Source organism: Ignavibacteriales bacterium, from assembly GCA_016700155.1.
Classification (GTDB): domain Bacteria; phylum Bacteroidota; class Ignavibacteria; order Ignavibacteriales; family Ignavibacteriaceae.
This window is the reverse complement of record CP065001.1, coordinates 1136161-1156443: the sequence shown is the minus strand read 5'-3', so window position 1 is coordinate 1156443 and position 20283 is coordinate 1136161. Positions and strand designations below refer to the sequence as shown.

11 protein-coding genes are annotated in these 20283 nt (G+C 36.1%); 6 read left to right on the top strand and 5 right to left on the bottom strand.

The genetic code is table 11. The features are described 5' to 3' along the window. Positions 1-6 precede the first annotated feature (6 nt). The 5 genes from IPM56_04740 to IPM56_04720 form a co-directional block, all read right to left on the bottom strand. Positions 7-1275 carry a peptidase M64 gene (locus IPM56_04740; GenBank protein ID QQS37266.1) on the bottom strand — a complete coding sequence of 423 codons (1269 nt, stop codon included), beginning with the start codon at positions 1273-1275 and terminating at the stop codon, positions 7-9. Positions 1276-1309: 34 nt separating this feature from the next. Continuing rightward, a complete protein-coding gene (locus IPM56_04735; protein QQS37265.1) occupies positions 1310-2446 on the bottom strand; it encodes a mechanosensitive ion channel in 1137 nt (378 codons plus the stop codon). Beyond that, positions 2443-3027 (bottom strand): orotate phosphoribosyltransferase, encoded by a 585-nt coding sequence (locus tag IPM56_04730; protein QQS37264.1) that lies wholly within the window; start codon positions 3025-3027, stop codon positions 2443-2445. The genes IPM56_04735 and IPM56_04730 overlap by 4 nt, the downstream gene beginning before the upstream one ends. A gap of 85 nt (positions 3028-3112) precedes the next feature. Continuing rightward, complete coding sequence (locus IPM56_04725) at positions 3113-3394, bottom strand: 4a-hydroxytetrahydrobiopterin dehydratase (protein QQS37263.1); 282 nt, start codon at positions 3392-3394, stop codon at positions 3113-3115. 94 nt (positions 3395-3488) lie between these two features. Then, positions 3489-5990: an ATP-dependent Clp protease ATP-binding subunit gene (locus IPM56_04720; GenBank protein QQS37262.1), complete on the bottom strand. Its 2502-nt coding sequence runs from the start codon at positions 5988-5990 to the stop codon at positions 3489-3491. Between the two features lie 410 nt (positions 5991-6400). Between IPM56_04720 and floA the strand changes: the two genes are divergently transcribed. The 6 genes from floA (at position 6401) to IPM56_04690 (ending at position 20282) form a co-directional block, all read left to right on the top strand. Continuing rightward, the gene (floA, locus tag IPM56_04715; GenBank protein ID QQS37261.1) at positions 6401-7396 is read left to right on the top strand and encodes a flotillin-like protein FloA; all 996 of its coding nucleotides are present in this window, start codon (positions 6401-6403) and stop codon (positions 7394-7396) included. Then, positions 7389-7949, top strand: coding sequence for a hypothetical protein (locus tag IPM56_04710; GenBank protein QQS37260.1), 561 nt, complete (start codon positions 7389-7391; stop codon positions 7947-7949). The genes floA and IPM56_04710 overlap by 8 nt, the downstream gene beginning before the upstream one ends. Further along, the gene (locus IPM56_04705; protein ID QQS37259.1) at positions 7946-9949 is read left to right on the top strand and encodes an ATP-dependent helicase; all 2004 of its coding nucleotides are present in this window, start codon (positions 7946-7948) and stop codon (positions 9947-9949) included. Before IPM56_04710 ends, IPM56_04705 begins: the two co-directional genes overlap by 4 nt. Positions 9950-10264: 315 nt before the next feature. Then, positions 10265-10975, top strand: a complete 711-nt coding sequence (locus tag IPM56_04700) for a 4'-phosphopantetheinyl transferase superfamily protein (GenBank protein QQS37258.1) — start codon at positions 10265-10267, stop codon at positions 10973-10975. Between the two features lie 37 nt (positions 10976-11012). Continuing rightward, complete coding sequence (locus tag IPM56_04695; protein QQS37257.1) at positions 11013-15707, top strand: LLM class flavin-dependent oxidoreductase; 4695 nt, start codon at positions 11013-11015, stop codon at positions 15705-15707. A gap of 171 nt (positions 15708-15878) precedes the next feature. Next, entirely contained in the window at positions 15879-20282 is a 4404-nt protein-coding gene (locus IPM56_04690; protein ID QQS37256.1) for an LLM class flavin-dependent oxidoreductase, read from the top strand. The last annotated feature ends 1 nt before the right edge of the window (position 20283 follow it).

Here is a 20283-nt window from a genome sequence, read left to right as displayed (position 1 = left end):
ATAAATTTATTCTGAATAAAATCTTATCATCAGTTCGATCGCATCTTTACATACCGGACAAAAGTTATCAACCGAAATAGATTTCATTGAGCAATCCTGTTTCGGGCGGTATACGCCTTTCGCCACGTATCCGCCCCCTTCAAAAGCACCAACACTATTTTCATATTCTTTTGTTGATGGCGTTGGTACCGGTGTATCTTTCTCCAACAGACTTTTCCATTTAGAATCAAAATCAACTAAAGTAGTAATGTTCGGTTCCAGCGGTTCAACATCAAGAGGATAAAAATCATTATATGCGACATCGGATGTGTAGTACTCATCAGCAAGAAATGCGAAACCGTGACCGAACTCATGAGCAAATACATATTCTTCATATTTATTCTTACTCACACAAACTGAGTAATGATTGTAGATAGCTCCGCCGCCGTATTTATCTGTGTTGACAAGAATATATATCTGATCATAGGGAGCGTTGGATGCGACATCACGCAGTGATTTATTGTCAGATGTCATAAGGTATCGCTCAAGATCGAATGTGTAAAATGTAGAGTTGAGCAGAGTATTTTTCCAGGTATTATCAGCAGGAATGTCTGTGCCTGATTCCTTTGATGGCGCATAAATTCCACGGATGTTGAAATTGTTTTTATTTTCTTTAAAAGGAGTTGCTTTAAAAAGGAACCCGGAGAATTTTTCACAATCCTTTTTGAATTGTTCCATCTCCCCCGCTGTATAACCATCTGGCAGAATTACAATGTCAACTTTTTGTGATGGATCACCTGACGCAAGAACTTCAAAAGATTCAAATTGTTTATTTCGTTCTTTTTTTATGAAGTAGTTTGCGGGATCAATTTTATATTCAAACTTTTTTATGAGATTATTTTTTTTGTCCCTGCCATAAAACTCTGCTGTACATTTTTTCTTAGGGAAAGGCATGGTCACGGTTTCACTAAAAGATTTTGAAGTTTTAGCTGCTTCATCTGTTGTTTGCCATTCGTAGAACAGAGTTGAATATGTTCGCGAATAAATTTCGTTCTGTGTTGCATCATCACGTAAAACAAATTTATAGCTTCCATAATTAAAAATATCAAGCAGGTTCTTCTGAGACCCGCCCCAGTAAGGTTCTTCAATTAACTCATCAAATGTGTAACTATCACTGTTTTTATCTCCACTATGAAAATAATCCAACCGCAGTGTTTTGTTTTCAAAGTATTCATTAAAATTAATCTGAGCGAACAAAATGGTTGAAAGACCAAGGAACAGAACTAATGTTTTCATAAATAACCCGGGATTTTTTTTTGAAATTTTTTACTTAACTTTTTTTGTTTTTATCAATGACGTGAACAACCCTTTGAGGGAATGGAATTTCAATATTCTCGCGAATAAACTCTTCATAAATAATCTCTCTTAATTCGCATTGAAGAGTAAAAGCATTTAAATAATTTGCTGTCCTTACCGCAAGCCTCAGGTTAACAGAAGAATCACCTAACGACAATACAACTACCTCAGGCGGTATCTCCTGCAGTACAAGAGGGTGTTTGTTTGCTGAATCAAGTATCACTCTTCTTACTTTTTTAATATCGGAACCGTAAGCAACACCAACTTCCACCAGTACTCTTGTATCAATATTGGGGTAAGTGATATTTACAATTTGTGATTTAACAATATCATTGTTGGGAATAATTAATATGTTATTATCGAAGTCCAGTATCTTTGTACTTCGCACTCCAATCTCAACCACTTCCCCGACCTGGTTCGCACCAAACCTTATCCTGTCCCCTATCCTGAATGGTCTGTCCAGCATTATAATGAAACCGGAAATCATGTTTGAAAGTGTATCCTGAGCTGCAAGTGCAATTGCAAGTGACCCAACACCAAGTGATACAAGTAATCCGCTGATATCTACATTAAATTTTGAAAGAACAATCACGATGCAGACAGCAGCAAAAACTATCCGTACAATTTTTTTAAGCAGCGGGAATAGACTTCCGCTGAGATTGCGGTTGTCTTCTGATTTTAATTTGTTAAGATACCAGTCAAACCCGATGTTGATTATCCGGAATCCTGCGATGAGTATAACGACTATCAAAACAACAAACAGCGCATAACCGGCAAAATTCACTATTTCATTCAGATAGGGATAGTTTGTTTCGATATTAAGTTTTTGTTTCCCTATGACAAATAAATATTCGCTTCCAAGATTTCTGAAACTGAGATAGATACTCCCAACAATAAGTACGCGGTAAATTATAGATTCAAACAAAGCAAGAAGTTTATCATCAAGATCAGTATCTGTTTTATTTACAAAAGGCTGAATTATTTTTTTTGTAATGAAACTGACCAGTTTTGAAAGAAGGATCCCGACAAGGATCATTACTGCTGATATTATTATCTGGTAAAGAAGATCGCTGCCAAGAAATTCACGCAGATATGTTAGAAGTTTTATCATTTAAGAATTTTCCTGGAGCCCGGTTTTACAAGTTCAAGTCCCTTCTTGCATAACTCGCATTCATCTGGTGAAAATGAAACAGCCTCTATCTGCATTGTGCTGAACTGTGGGAATCCAAAATTTACTTTACCATTACTGCGATCAACAATAAATCCAACACCTACAACTTCGGCGCCGTATGACTTTACGATATCAATAACCTCAAATACTGATCCGCCTGTTGTTACCACATCTTCACAGACTAGTACTTTTTCTCCCTCTGCAAGAGAAAATCCACGACGAAGTGTCAGGGTTTTATCTTCCCTTTCAGCGAAGATGCTTCGCTTCTTTAATATTCTTGCTACTTCCTGACCAACTACAATACCGCCGATTGCAGGTGCAATAACTGTATCAATCACCTGGTGTTTAAAATTTTCCGCAATCTTGGAGCATAATAATTCAGTGTACTCTGGATGTTGCAATACTTTTGCACATTGAAAATAAATATTGCTGTGTCTGCCGGATGTTAAAAGAAAATGCCCTTCGAGTAAGGCACCTGTCTGTCTGAATATATTTAACACATAATTTTCACTTGAGTTCATTCTGTATTCCCTCTGATTAAGAAACCTATGACTGATTTCCCTCTTTTATAGTTTGATTAAAAATTTGAATGGTTATTTTCTTCCATCAATACAGAGCATCGATTTTTCCGGCCAATAAAAAATCTTTTTGAGTAACACCACCTTCACTATGTGTTGAAATTGTGATCTTCACTTTATTCCAAGAATGAATAAAAATATCAGGGTGGTGATCCATTTTTTCAGCCTCTTCACCTAGTGCATTAACGAATTTAAGAGCATTAGCAAAATCCTTATGCTGGTATGTTTTTTCGATTTGATTTTTTTCAAATACCCAGCCGTCCAATGACTTTAGTTTAGATTGAATTTCCTCTACTGAAAATAAACTCATCACGCCTCCATCATATTGTGTTCTGCGCAAATTTAGACAAAAAAAAGCGTATTAGAAATAATACGCTTTTGTAAAATGAACTTGTGAGTAAGAATTAATTAGAATCTGTTCTTTCTTTTTCCTCACTTGAAATATCTGAGTTATCTTCGCTGTCAATAAAAACAAGTTCCTCTGTGTTTTCAAAGTGTTTTGCAACTATTGTTGAACCATCTTTAAATGAACCACGAAGTATTTCTTCAGCGAGAGGATCTTCAACAAATTTTTGAATTGCACGCCTTAAAGGTCTTGCACCATATTTCTGATCAAAGCCTTTGTCAACAAGGAAATTCTTTGCTGAAACATCAAGCGTTAACTCAAGTTTATTTTCTTTCATATTTTTGAACAGGTCCTGTAACTCTATGTCAATGATCTTAAGAATATCTTCTTTTTCAAGATTTCTGAATACGATTGCCTCATCAATCCTGTTAAGGAATTCAGGATTGAAAAGTTTTCTCATTGCGTCTTCTACGGTGTTTTTAAGACTTGAATATCTATCCTCTGCTTTTTCACCGCCAAATCCGAATGACCCGATATTTTTTATATCCCTTGCACCAATGTTTGATGTCATTATGATAATCGTATTCTTGAAATCAACTTTTCTTCCAAGACTATCAGTAAGTACACCATCATCCAGCACCTGCAAAAGTATGCTGAAAATGTCCGGGTGCGCTTTTTCAATTTCGTCAAACAGAACGACTGAATAAGGTTTACGACGTACTTTTTCGGTGAGCTGTCCGCCTTCTTCATATCCAACATATCCCGGAGGCGCTCCAACTAACCTGGAAAGTGAAAACTTTTCCATATACTCGCTCATATCAATTCTTATGAGCGCATTTTCAGAATCGAAAAGATATTGAGCAAGAACTTTACAAAGTTCGGTTTTTCCAACTCCTGTTGGACCTAGGAAAATAAAACTTCCGATTGGTCTGTTAGGATTTTTTAAACCGGCTCGGGTTCTTCTGATAGCTTTAGTAAGTTTGGAAACTGCTTCATCCTGACCAACAATAAAACCTTTAAGAGAATCTTCCATATGAAGAAGTTTTTCTGATTCAGTTTGCGCAACACGATTTACAGGAATCCCGGTCATCATTGCTACAACCGTAGCGATATCTTCTTCAACAACATCGTGAACTATATCACGTGTCCTTATTTCCCAATCCCTCTTTGCAGTTTCAAGTTCGGATTGAAGTGTGCGTTCTCTGTCTCTCAACCTTGCCGCTTCTTCATAATCCTGTCGCTTTACAACAGCAGCTTTTTCCTGACGGACTTTGTCGATATCACCTTCAAGATCAAGCACTTCTTTAGGGACTTCAAAATTTCCCATATGAACCCTTGAACCTGCTTCATCAAGAACGTCAATTGCTTTGTCAGGAAGATGTCGGTCAGTAATATATCTGTTACTTAATTTAACTGCAGAGTCGATTGCATCCTTTGTATATTTAACGTGATGATGTTCTTCATACTTAAATTTAATGTTATTTAGTATCTGGATAGTTTCATCGTAACTTGGCGGTTCAACCATTACCTTTTGGAATCTTCTATCCAATGCACCGTCGGTTTCAATATGCTTTCGGTATTCATCGAGGGTTGTTGCGCCAATGCATTGAATGTCACCCCGAGCCAGTGCCGGCTTGAACATATTTGAAGCATCCAGCGAACCTGAGGCACCGCCTGCACCAACGATTGTGTGAAGTTCATCAATGAAAAGAATTACATCTTTTGCTTTTTCAAGTTCGTTCATCAAAGCTTTCATTCTCTCTTCAAACTGACCGCGGTATTTAGTACCGGCAACCAAGCCTGCCAGATCGAGCGTAACAACTCGTTTATCCTGCAAAGTTCTTGGAACTTTTTTCTGAACGATTCTTAAAGCCAAGCCTTCAGCTATAGCGGTTTTGCCTACACCCGGTTCTCCAATCAGTACTGGATTATTCTTTTTTCTTCTGCTGAGTATCTGTGCAACTCTTTCAATTTCTTTTTCTCTGCCAACTACAGGATCAAGTTTGTCCTCAATTGCAAGTTTTGTAAGATCCCTTCCAAAGTTATCGAGTACAGGAGTTTTTGTTCTTTCACTTTTTTTATCAGCGGGTGGAACCTGACCTCCTGAAACATCTTTCGGGTTTGAACTGCTTAGCATAGCATTCAGTTCTGAACGGGCAGAATCATAAGAAACATTAAACTGGTGAAGTATTTGGGTAGCTATATTATCTTCATCCCTTAAGAGTGAAAGAAGCAGATGTTCAGTTCCAATTACATCAGCTTTATAAATCTTTGATTCAATTTGAGTAATCTTTAAAACTTTTTCAGCTTGTTTTGTAAGAGGAATATTACCGATAGTTAAAGTACCACCCGAAGTTCTTACTGTATCTTCAATTGCTTTTTTTAGTTTCATCAGGTCACAATCAAGATTTCTTAGAATCCTGATGGCAACGCCTTGACCTTCCCGTATGATACCGAGAAGTAAATGTTCAGTACCTATATAATCATGCCCCAATCGTAATGCTTCTTCACGGCTTAATCTGATTACATCCTGGAGTCTATCTGAAAAATTTCCATCCATTTTTTAATCCTTGTTCTAGATGATGACAAATTATTAAACACTAAATCTTACTGTTTGGTTTCATTATGCAATATTTTCACCTAAACAGTTAATCAGACTGTTGGAATTTAGTCTATTTTGCTAAAATTCCAAATAACTAAACTATTATATGTTATAACAAATTAAAATTTGTACTAAGAACTGAAAGGACAAATATTATACCACCAACTTATTTACAAAATGGAGCAAAAACCTTTGCTAACCTGTATGTTTGTCATAACTCTGCATACTATTATTCCATAAATGTCAAACTATCAGACAATTATTGTAGAGTAAGAAGTAATGATATTATAATTCCCATCTCATTTAATCTTTTTCCAAAATAACATATATTCGTATTGAATTTATTCCAACTTAATCAGGAGAGTGTTATGGATGCTGTTGCTGGATTATCAATTGTGATAATAATAGCGGTTATTGTTTTTCTATCAGTTTTCCTCTACTTCATACCAATTGGATTATTTATAACAGCTTACTTTTCCGGAGTTAAGCTCAAAATATTTAAAGACCTTGTTGGTATGAGATTGAGAAAAGTTCCACCTGTAGTAATTGTGAGAAGTATGATTACTGCTACAAAAGCTGGTATCACAGTAGAAATGAGTAAACTCGAAGCTCACTATCTTGCCGGTGGAAATGTAATCAAAGTAATAAATGCGTTGGTATCAGCAGATAAAGCTAACCTTGGATTAACTTTTGAAAGAGCAACTGCGATAGACCTTGCAGGCCGAGATGTACTTGAAGCTGTTAAAATGTCTGTACTTCCTAAAGTAATTGAAACTCCGGTTGTAGCAGCAGTTGCAAAAGATGGTATTCAGCTAAAAGCAATCGCAAGAATTACCGTGCGAGCCAACATTGACAGATTAGTTGGTGGTGCAGGTGAAGCGACCATACTTGCAAGAGTTGGCGAAGGTATAGTTTCAACAATCGGTTCGAGTGACAACCATAAACAGGTACTGGAAAATCCTGATCGAATATCAAAAAGTGTTTTAGCAAAAGGACTTGATTCAGGAACAGCATTTGAAATTTTATCAATTGATATCGCTGATGTTGATGTTGGTGAAAATATTGGAGCTAAACTTCAGACAGATCAGGCAGAGGCTGATCTTAAAATTGCAAGAGCAAAAGCCGAAGAGAGAAGAGCTGCTGCAGTTGCGCTTGAACAGGAAATGATTGCTGAAGTATCCAAGCAGAGAGCAAAAGTTGTTGAAGCAGAAGCAGAAGTACCAAAGGCAATTGCGGAAGCATTCAGGACAGGAAATTTAGGTGTGATGGATTATTATAACCTTAAGAACATTCAGGCCGACACGGAAATGCGCGGCGCTATAGCAAAGCCTGAAGAAAAGAAGGACAAGGATAACAATGGATAATGTATTTGAAATACTTATCTATGCTTTCATAATAATCAGTTTTCTGAGTTCGTTCTTTAAGAAAAAAACAAAGGAACAACCAAAAACTACCGGAACATTCGATAACGAAGAATCTGTGTCCGTTACAACGTATAAAGGAACTCCGGTTAAAGCAGAAAAAAAAGAAGTCGATGATTATGATATTCTGCGTGAGATCGAAAAAATGTTCAAAACGGAAACGGCTGAAAGTCCTGAACGGGTTCCTCAAAGAGTTGAGCCAATTAAACAGGCACCACAGTCCGTACTGAAAACAGATACTAAAAAAGTCGCTTCTGAACATTCTGCAACTTTGTCTGAACATGTTTTTTCAAAGTCGATTTCGTATGATGATGCTAACTACAGGTCAAAGCTTAAACCTAAGTCTGCTCAACAAACGGAAAAATATTTTCCGACAAAAAAAGAAAATAAAAAAGTATTAACAGACCTTAGAAGAAAACTGCGTGATCCTTCATCTCTAAGGGATTTTGTCATCATCTCAGAAATTTTAGGAAAGCCCAAAGCCCTGAGAAGATGAATCAAAAAAAATATACTTTAAAAAAAATTGACACAGCGGGCTTCGTTGCAAAAATAATAGATGAAGCCCGTTTCGTTATTAATTATCAGCATGAATTAAATCCCGCTCAATTCGAAGCCGCATCCGCGGTTGAAGGCGCATACCTTATAATTGCAGGTGCCGGCACTGGCAAAACAAGGACACTTGTTTACAGGGTCGCCCGTTTAGTCGAACTCGGTTATGATCCTCAATCAATTTTACTTTTAACATTCACACGAAAAGCCGCAAATGAAATGCTTAACAGGGCATCAATCCTTCTTGATAACAGGTGCTCAAAAATTCTCGGCGGTACTTTTCATTCTTTTGCAAATCTTACTTTGCGGAAATACGCAAAGGCGATGAATCTTGATTCTTCATTCACGATTTTAGATCAATCGGATAGTGAGGATGTTATAAATCTTATCCGATCACAGGCGGGATTCATTCCAAAGGAAAAAAGATTTCCAAATAAACAGACGTTGAATAAAGTTTACAGTTTAAATGTTAATACAGGTAGATCTGTTGAAAATATTATTGAGGAGAATTACCCGCACTTTATAGAACTGACTCAACAAATTCTTGACATTCAAAAAATTTATATAAACTATAAACACCGCAACAACCTGCTGGACTATGATGATCTTCTTGTTTACCTGAATGAGTTCCTTAAAAGTCAAAGTCCTTCAGTAAGATCTCTACTATCTTCAATCAAATTTGTGATGGTTGATGAATATCAGGACACAAATTTATTACAGGCAGACATTATAAAAGGCTTAACTCAGCTTAACAATAATATAATGGTTGTCGGTGATGATTCGCAGGCAATTTATTCATTCCGCGGCGCAAGCTTTAAAAATATTATTGAATTCCCGTCACTGTTTAACAATGTGCAGGTAATAAAACTTGAAGAAAATTACAGAAGCACACAACCGATATTAAACCTTGCAAATCACATTAACGAAACAGCAATTGAAAAGTACACAAAGGTGCTTTATACGAGAAAAAGCAGAGGTGAACTTCCGACAATTATTTCTGCTGCTACTGAAAATCATCAGTCAAAATTTATAGTCCAAAGGATTTTAGAATTAAGGGAAGAAGGAGTTTCTCTTAACAATATTGCAGTTTTGTTTCGTTCATCTTTTTTTTCTTTCGACCTGGAAATTGAATTAAACAAAGCAGGAATTCCTTTTGTAAAATTCGGCGGGATGAAATTTATTGAAACAGCTCACATTAAAGATATTCTTGCATTCCTTAGAATCGCCGCAAACCCAAAAGATGTTGTAAGCTGGTACAGGGTTTTATTATTGCACGAAGGTGTTGGACCAAAGACGGCTCAAAAAATTTTGGATGAATTGAGTACAGGAAAAATTTCTGTAAAGGAAAACCCTGAATCATCATCGAAATTCAGGTATGAAAAACTGTATGACCTTTTCATTCTTCTGTATAACATTACTACTTCAAAATCACTTCCATCAGAAAAAGCACAGCAGGTTTGTGAATATTATTATCCCCTGTTTCGTGATAAGTATGATGATTTTAATAAGCGCAAAAAAGATATAGACATCTTTTTAAATATCACTGAAAATTACAAGTCGCTTGATACACTGTTAGCCGATATGGCTATTGAACCAATTATCGACAGTGTAATTGATATTGATGTGCCGACAAAGGAAGATGAATTTCTGACTCTTTCTACCATCCATTCAGCTAAAGGACTTGAATGGCATACCGTATTTATTATACATGCAGTTGACGGATTTTTCCCTTCATCAAGAGCAGTTGAAAGTGTGGAATCACTTGAGGAAGAACGAAGGCTGATGTACGTTGCTGCCACAAGGGCTAAGCAAAATTTATACATCACTTACCCTATGAACTTATATGACCGTGAGACCAGAATGACGTTGTCACTTCCATCAAGATTTATTTCTGACGTAAAAGAAGGTATGGTGGAAGGCTGGATGGTAAGTATTGATGGTGAATAGATAAACAGCCCCTTAGTGATTTTATGAAATTATTTGTAGATTATTCTTACTTCACTCTGTTTTAAAATTTAAACTGATTCTAAAAATACAGGGACTATTACATCTGTAATGTTTTGAATCAAAACAAAATAATTTTTCTCAATTTCGTTTCTTTTTTTGTGTGATATGTCTGATAATTGAATTAATCCAGCATCTTGCTTGGTATGAATATTGTCATTTTGAGAGCAGATTTCCAGGTCAGACCATATTTTTCCGGTATTGAACTGTTAATCCAACTTAATCAGTCATCACAAATTTTTATTTTAGGATACAACGGTGCTTTTAAAAGAGACGTCAATCGAAAAAAATATTATACATATCTGGAAATTGGAAATTCCTGATAGTGAAGAGAGATACAACTACTATCTTAATTTGTTGAGCTATGATGAGATAGCGAGATCGGAAAGATTTCATTTTCAAAAAGATAGAAATGAGTACGTATGCTGCCGTGGATTTTTGAGGGAAACGCTGAGTGGTTATCTTTCACTTGAACCGGAAGAAATATTATTTGATTACGGTAAACACGGCAAACCCGAAATCGCAAACAATAACGGAATCGATAAAATCAAATTTAATTTGTCTCATTCAAAAGGTCATGCAATGATTGCTGTCACCCTTAATGATGAAATAGGAGTTGACATCGAGTTAATTAAAGAGATTCCTGATATGATGGATATAGCAAAAGAACTTTATACGTCCAAAGAAAATAAACTATTGCTGGAATCTGACCAGCAAGCCGCTGAATCTTTTTTTAAAATCTGGACACGTAAAGAAGCAGTAATCAAAGCAGTTGGTCACGGACTTTCTGCGCCATTAAAAATGATCGATGTTTCAGGAGATGGTGATATCAGTGTTGATAAATCCTATGAGTATGAATCAGAAGAATTTATCAATTGCCGGATTAAAGATTTAACACCTCCCTCAGGTTACTCTGCCGCTGTTGCATTGTGCGGCAAAATAAAAGAAGTCAGTTACTTTACAGTTTAGCCTTCATTAAAATTTTATTTCTTAAAAAAAGGATTGTATGGACTACAATAATTCGGTTCCACACTTTTCATGCATTGTTGTGGGTGAAGATAGCCTGCTTTTCCAGTGCTGTGAGACTCTTCTAAACAAAGAGCAGAAGATTCAGCTTGTTGTGTCAGATAGTAAAAGAATAAAGAACTGGTCCGCTTCAAATAATATTAATTGTATTAACTATTCATCATTTACTGAAGACTACATTCGTAATCTTAGCTGTGATTACCTTTTCAGTATCACAAATCTCAGAGTCATTCCTGAAAAAATACTGTCGGTCGCAAAAAAAGGTGCGATCAATTTTCATGATGGTCCTTTACCGAAATATGCAGGATTAAATGCAACATCATGGGCTCTGTTAAATAATGAAAGAACTCATGGAATAACCTGGCATCTTATGACGGCAGGGGTGGATGAAGGTGATATTCTAAAGCAGGTATCGATTGATATTCTGCCGGATGAAACTGCAGTTTCACTTAACACAAAATGTTTTCTTGCTGCGTCCGAATCATTTGAAACTTTAGTTGATGAGATCAGTCTTGGTACTGTTCAAAAGGTAAAGCAAAATGAAAATGAGAAATCGTACTTTTCTAAATTTCAAAAGCCGGATTCTGCCGGTGTAATTTCATGGAAAAAAACTGCAAATCAAATTTCTTCTTTAATTCGCTCCCTGAACTTTGGTAATTATTTTAATCCTCTTGCTTCGGCAAAAATCAGAATTAACGGTGACCATATTATTGTAAAGGATGCGGTAGAAATCGATGGCAAACATCAAATTGAACCCGGTGTAATCACAGAAACAGATGATAACTCGATAACTATTGCCGCAAAGGAAGGGTTGGTAAAATTAAGTTCGTTTGAATCATTAACAGGTAAAAGTCTCTCAGTTAAGGAAATACTTAACAACTATAATCTTTCTGTCGGATGTTCATTTAGTGAATTAAGTGAATCATGGAAAAAAAACCTGACGGATTTTTATTCACGCATTTGTAAAAGTGAACCCTACTGGATTAAGACACTTCAGAATCTTGAGCCTATACAATTGCCATTCAAGAGTAGCAATAAATTATCTGAATCAAAATTTCATTCAATAAAAATTGTTTTAGATAATGAAGTACTATCCGGCAGCCACATTCCCTCACAGATGGATTCAGAAACTTTAATTAAATCAGCTTTTGCACTTTACCTCGGCAAACTTCTCGACAAAGCAAGATTTGATATTGGTTATATGCCGGACCCCGTTATTTCAGGAACAAGTTCGTTCGATACACTTTTCACAAATGTTGTTCCTTTTAATATTGAATTGGATTCCAACTTAAGAGTTGATGAAGCAATATTAAAAACTTCAGACGTGTATAAAAAGATTAATAAATCAGGGACATACATTTATGATCTTATAGCGCGTACACCTGAATTACGTAATACCGGTATAGATTTTAATCATTTCCCTGTTACAATTCAGGATGGTCAGTTTGGTAAAAGTACAATTAATGAACATTCATCTTTGGTTCTTTTTTATTCAATACCCGAAAAGGAATTTTACTTCTTTTACAACAACAGTCAGATTAGCGCCGAACAATGCCAGAATATCATAAATCAGTTCACTGAATTCATCAAAAATATTTTTACTAAGCCTGAGGGACTGCTATCGGGATTATCTGTTCTTACTTCAAATGAAAAAAATAAATTATTAGTTGAATGGAACAACACAAATAAAACCTACTATAAAAACATAACTATCCACAAACTTTTTGAAGAACAGGCTAAACAAAAACCAGATGATATCGCAGTAATCTGTAAGAATGAACAAATAACTTTCAGAGAATTAAATTCAAAGTCAGACAAACTCGCAGCATACCTTATATCAAAGGGTGTCGGGATAAATAGTTTTGTTGGAATCTCGTTAAACCGTTCTATCAATATGATGGTTGCAATTTTTGCAGTGTTTAAATCAGGTGCTGCTTATGTACCGCTTGATCCGAAATTCCCCAAAGAACGAACAAGTATGATGAGTGAAGACTCAGATTGCAAAGTCATCATTACTGAATCAATATTAAAAAATAATTTCGGGGAAGAATCTGCTGAACTTGTATTGTTGGACACAGATGATGTAAAGATTAATAGTTTCAATGGCACAGCCCCTGATAATAACGATTCGACAAATCTTGCGTACTTAATTTATACATCAGGATCAACCGGTAAACCAAAAGGTGTGATGGTAACGCACAGAAATGTTATCAACTTTTTTTCCGGAATGGACGATCATATTGAGTATGACGATGATTCATCCTGGTTAGCAGTAACATCTCTTTCTTTCGACATTTCAGTTCTTGAATTATTATGGACTTTAACCCGTGGGATAAAAGTAGTCATCTATACTGGTGAAGACATTAAAGTTCAGACTAACTATGCACAGAATTCAAAACCATCACAGCCAATTGATTTCAGTCTGTTTTATTTTTCAAGTTATGAAGGAGAAAAAGATCAGAACAAATATAAACTACTAATTGAAGGTGCAAAGTTTGGTGATAAAAATGATTTCGCTGCTGTTTGGACACCTGAACGACACTTTTATGATTTTGGAGGTTTGTACTCTAACCCTTCAATAACAAGTGCTGCTATTTCAACTGTAACAGAAAAAATAAAACTACGTGCCGGAAGCGTTGTTTCACCTCTTCATAATACGATACGTATTGCAGAAGAGTGGTCAATGGTTGATAACTTATCAATGGGAAGAGTTGGAATTGCATTTGCATCAGGATGGCAGCCAAATGATTTTGTTATTATGCCGCAGAATTTTGAAGACAGAAAAAATTTAATGTTCCGTCAAATTGATGAGATAAAAAAACTATGGCGCGGTGAATCAGTAAGTTTTATGAATCCTATTGGAAAAATGATTGACATAAATATCCTGCCTAAGCCGGTGCAAAAAAGTTTGCCTGTTTGGATTACAGCTGCTTCAAATCCCGAAACATTTGAAATGGCTGGCAGAGCAGGATACAATCTTCTTACTCATTTACTTGGTCAATCTGTTTCTGAAGTCGGAGATAAAATAAAAATCTATCGTAAAGCCTGGAAAGAAGCCGGACATCCCGGTGAAGGCATTCTGACATTGATGCTTCACACATTTGTCGGTACTGATGAAAAATCAGTTAAAGAAATTGTTAGAGAGCCGATGAAGAATTATCTGCAGAGTGCTGTTAATCTTGTTAAAGAAGCTGCATGGTCTTTCCCGACGTTTAAAAAAGTTACAACCAATTCAGATGGAAATTTCAGTTTAGATAATCTTTCTTCAGATGATCTTAACGCAATACTTGACTATTCGTTTGAGCGATACTATCAATCCAGCGGTTTATTCGGGACTCCTGAATCGTGTCAAAAAATAGTTGATGAATTAAAATCAATTGGAGTTGATGAGATTGCATGCCTTATAGATTTTGGTATCGATTCAGAAGTTGTTCTATCTCATTTGCAATATCTTAATCAGTTGAGAGTTCTTTCCAATCAAAATGTAAACGATTTAAATGAAGAAAGTTTTTCAATTGAATGGCTGATACGGAAGCATAATATATCACATATGCAATGCACACCTTCAATGGCAAAGATGTTAACTGTAAGTGACGAATCATCAGAAGTGTTAAAGGGATTAAAAACAATGCTGATTGGTGGTGAAGCTTTCCCTGTTAATCTTGCAAAAAAATTATTTAACACTGTTAGCGGTAGTGTGTTGAATATGTACGGACCAACAGAAACCACAATCTGGTCAACGCTATATAAACTTTCGGAACCAATTCAGGATTCGATTTCCATTGGCAAACCTATTGCCAACACACAAATTTATATTTTGGATTCACAAAACAATCCTTCGTCAATTGGTGTTGCAGGAGAATTATGTATTGGCGGCGATGGCGTTACAAACGGTTACTTCAACAGGCAGCAGCTTACTGATGAAAGATTTATACAAAATCCTTTTTCACAAGACACGAAAAATAAAATATATCGGACTGGAGACCTCGCCCGTTATTCACCCGACGGAACAATTGAATTTTTAGGAAGATCGGACAACCAGGTTAAGATCCGCGGTTACAGAATTGAGCTTGGTGATATTGAATCACAAATTACTTCACACCCTGATGTGCGTGAATCAGTTGTATTTGCCCGTGAAGATATTCCCGGCGATCAAAGATTAGTTGCATATATTATTTCAAAGAATGGCCTGGTTGAGTCGGATGCTCTAAAACAATTCCTGAAAGATAAATTACCTGAGTACATGGTTCCTGCACATTTTGTAAATATGCAGTCATTCCCCTTAACACCGAATGGAAAGATTGATAGAAAAGTATTTCCTCCGCCTTTGAATGAAGCTACAAACGAGTTAACCGTTGATGTTGTACTGCCAAATGGTGAGTTAGAGATTGCGATTGCCGATATATGGAAACGACTGCTAAATACTAACAAAGTCGGAGTAAAAGATAATTTTTTTGACATTGGTGGGCACTCTTTACTCGCTGTTCAAATGCATTCGGAAATTAAGAAATCAGTAAACGAAGAATTAACCCTCATCGATATTTTCCGTTACCCCACAATAATTTCTTTAGTTGACTACATCAAAAAGAAAAAGAATGATGAAGAAGTGGTTAAACAACCCGTCACTTCAAAACGAGCTGAATTATCAAAACAAAGGTTAAAACGTTTAAAATGATTGAATGACTAAGATTGGATAGTATTTCCTAAACTCAATAATTACGACAGTCAACAAAAAGTTTTCATAGAATTAATACTGATATATTTTACTGTTTTTGTAAAGATTGTATATTGGCATTACGCTTTTGAAATTCTATCCTTTTACACCTTTTTACTAAGAAAAATCTATATGAGCGATCTGAAAAATCAGGAATCTTATAATCTATCTCCAATGCAGCAGGGAATGTTCTTTCATTCACAGCTTTCACCGGGTTCAGGTGTGGATATTGAACAAATTGTTGCCGAACTGAATGAAAAAATAGATGTGAATAAGTTCAGGAATTCCTGGTTTAACATCCTGCAGAGACATTCGATACTTCGCACTTCTTTTGAGTGGGAACGTCTTGAAAATCCGATTCAGCATGTTAATGACAATGTTGAATTAGATTTTGTATTTGAGGACCTGACACAAAAAAATGAATTGCATCAGAAAGACCATCTCGAAAACTATTACTCCTCAGATCGTAAAAGAGGATTTTCTTTAAATTCCGCGCCGTTAATGCGTGTGGCTTTATTCAAACTAACTGAACAGAAATTTGTGTGTGTATGGACATTCCACCACATACTTCTTGATGGAAGATCATTCCCTATCGTACTTAAAGATTTATTCCACTTTTATAATCAGAAAGATTCCGGAGACTCTTTACCGGTTTCCAAACCGTTTAGAGAATATATTGACTGGCTGACTAATCGTGATGAATCGGATTCAATAAAATTCTGGAAAGAATATCTTGCAGGCTTCAAATCTGCTACTCCACTTGGATTTAATAAATTCAAATATGAAAACGAAGAATCGAAAACAGGTTATGATGTTCACTATCATTACCTGTCTGAAGAACTAACAAAAGCTATAATCGCATTTGCAGAAGAAAAGAATCTCACTGTATATACAATTGTACTTGCAGCATGGTCACTGCTTCTTTCCAGGTACTCATCTGAAAATGATGTGGTTTTAGGCGCAACAAGATCCTGCAGAAAAAATACGGTTGATGGTGTTGACGATATAGCCGGATTATTTATTAACACATTACCAGTCAGGATAAAAATTGATTATGAATCCGGTGTATTACAATGGATTAAAAAAATTCGTGAAGAACAGTTGAGTATAAGAGGTCATGAACATACCAACCTGATGAAAATTCAAAATGTAAGTGAACTCCACGGTGAGAAACACTTATTCGAAAGTATACTTGTATTTGAGAATTATCTTCTTGATTCACATCTGCGTGAACAGGGCGGAGACTGGCTGAACAGAAATTTTAAAGTACTTGAACAAACTAATTACCCGCTTACATTATTCGGATATCTTGATAAAGAATTATTTTTCAAACTTGAATATGATAAAAGCAGGTTCTCAAATAAATCAGCCGTTTGGATCAATCAGCACCTTGAACACATAATTGGTGAGCTGATTCAAGCTGAAAATAGGAAGGTTGCAGAACTATCTTTTGTTACAAAGGATGAAAAGGAAATTCTCCTAAATGAATGGAACAATACCGAAGCAGAGTTTGACTCAACTGTATGCCTTCATCAATTATTTGAAAAGACTGCAGTAAAATATCCTGAAAAAACTGCGCTGGCAGTAAAGAATAAAACGATTACATATTCTGAACTTAATAAACGGGCAAACCAGGTCGCTCAAAAGCTTAAATCTTTGGGAGTAAAACCCGGAGATAAAGTTGCGATTTACACTTCAAGATCAATTGAAATGATTGCCTCAATAATCGGAATACATAAAGCTGGCGGAGCTTACCTTCCTCTTGATCCTGAATACCCGAAAGACCGTATACAATTTATGGTTGAGGATTCCGAAGTCAATGTTCTGATTACCCAGAGTGAACTTTTAAATAAATTGCCTGAGTCGAAGGCGGTAAAATTAATACTCGACTCTGAATTTTCAGAAGTTAAAAACCTGCCTGAAAATAATTTATCTTCGGCAGCAGATTCAGAATCTCTAGCATACCTGATTTACACTTCCGGCTCAACAGGCAAACCAAAAGGTGTAATGGTAACACATAGAAATGTTATTAATTTTTTCAAAGGGATGGATCATCATATCCCATTCGATGAAAATTCATCATGGCTTGCCGTTACAAGTTTATCATTTGATATTTCTGTTCTTGAACTATTATGGACATTAACTCGCGGACTGAAAGTTGTTTTATATACCGGTGATGATTTTAAACTGCAGGAAGGTTCTAACCAGTTCACTTCAATAGAATTTAGTCTATTCTATTTCTCAAGCTATGAGGGAGAAAAGAACACAAACAAATACAAATTACTTCTCGAGGGTTCTAAATTTGCGGATCAAAATAGCTTTAATTCTGTCTGGACTCCAGAAAGACATTTCTATGATTTCGGAGGGTTGTACCCTAATCCATCGGTTACAAGCGCTGCGATTGCTGCAATAACTAAGAAGGTCAATATCCGTGCGGGAAGTGTTGTATCACCTCTTCATAACACAATAAGAATTGCAGAAGAATGGTCAGTAGTTGATAACATTTCATTGGGTCGTGTTGGAATTTCATTCGCTGCAGGATGGCAGCCAAATGATTTTGTGATTATGCCGGAAAATTTTAAAGACCGGAAAGATCTCATGTTCCGGCAAATTGATGAAGTACAAAAATTATGGAAAGGAGATAAAGTTCCTTTCAACAATCCAAACGGAAAGGAAATACAAATAGGAATTCTACCCCGACCTGTGCAGGAGAGACTGCCAGTTTGGGTGACTGCAGCCGGAAATCCTGAAACTTTTGAGATGGCTGGTATGCTTGGTCATAATCTTTTAACGCATTTGCTTGGACAAAGTATTTCTGAACTTTCAGAAAAGATAAGTATCTACCGAAAGGCATGGAAAGAAGCAGGACATAAAGGCAAGGGAGTACTTACACTAATGCTTCATACTTTTATCGGCACAGATGAAAAGATGGTAAAAGAAACGGTACGCGGACCAATGAAACATTATCTCAAAAGTGCAGTAAATCTTGTTAAAGAAGCAGCCTGGTCATTTCCGGTATTTAAAAATGCTACCACCGGTAAAGACGGTAACTTTAATATGGATAATCTGACACCTGAAGATCTTGATGCCATTCTTGATTATTCATTTGAAAGATATTATTCAACAAGCGGTTTATTTGGTACACCTGAATCATGCAAACTAATAATTAGTAAGCTTAAAGAAATTGACGTCGATGAGATCGCATGTTTAATAGATTTTGGAGTTGATTCTGATCTTGTTCTTGCTCATTTATATTACCTGAACCAGTTGCGCAGAGAATCAAACACTCAATTACATGCTGCTGAGAATCAAAGTGAATATTCTATCCCCTCGTTAATAAAAAAACATTCCGTTACACATATGCAGTGCACACCTTCAATGGCAAAAATGCTCACAATGGATAAAGATTCGGCAGAAGCGTTATCATCTCTGAAAGTTATGCTGGTAGGCGGTGAAGCCTTCCCGCTACATCTTGCGCAATCACTTCAAAAAATAGTAAAAGGTGACATCCTGAACATGTACGGACCTACCGAGACAACAATCTGGTCAACTGTATATAAACTTGATTCAACATTACCGGATATGATTCCGATTGGACAACCAATTGCTAATACCGACATCTATATTTTAAATGAAAGTCTGCAATTAAATCCTATTGGTGTACCAGGCGAATTATGTATCGGCGGTGAGGGAGTAAGCAATGGATACTTTAACAGACCTGAGCTGACATCTGAAAAATTTGTCGACGATAAATTTGTTGGAAAAGAAAAGCGAAAATTTTATAGAACGGGAGACCTGGCTTATTATAGTGACGACGGTACAATTCAATTCCTTGGCAGACTGGATCATCAGGTTAAAATGAGAGGGTACAGAATTGAACTTGGTGAAATTGAAACTCTTCTCTGTAAAAATGATAGTGTCCGGGAAGGAGTGGTGATGGCAAGGGAAGATATTCCAGGTGACCAGAGATTGGTTGCATACATTGTACCACAAGAAAATAATAAGATTGATATAAACTCCATCAGAGAAATGATGAGAGAAAAATTACCGGAGTTTATGGTTCCATCAAATTTTGTTGTGATGGAAAAATTCCCTTTAACACCTAATGGAAAAATTGACAGGAAATCATTCCCCGCCCCGTCTTCATCAGTGACAAGATCTGATGAAGATGAAGCAGTTCATTCAAATAATGAATTTGAGCTGAAGATTTCTGAGATATGGAAAGATCTCCTGAAACTTCCAAAAGTAGGATTGAAAGATAATTTCTTTGATATCGGCGGACATTCACTTTTAGCGGTTCAACTTCACGCAAGATTAAAAGAATCTGTTGATGATGAACTGACACTAATTGATATATTCAGATTTCCGACTATCAGTACAATTGTTGAATACATCGAAAAGAAAACCAAAACAACTGAAACTACAACTGTTAAGAGTGAATCAAAGAGAGCAAAAATGTCAAAACAAAGATTTGCAAGAGCAAGGTCAAGAGATAACGATAGCGGGAATGATGTAGATGTTCAGGAGGCTGAATAAC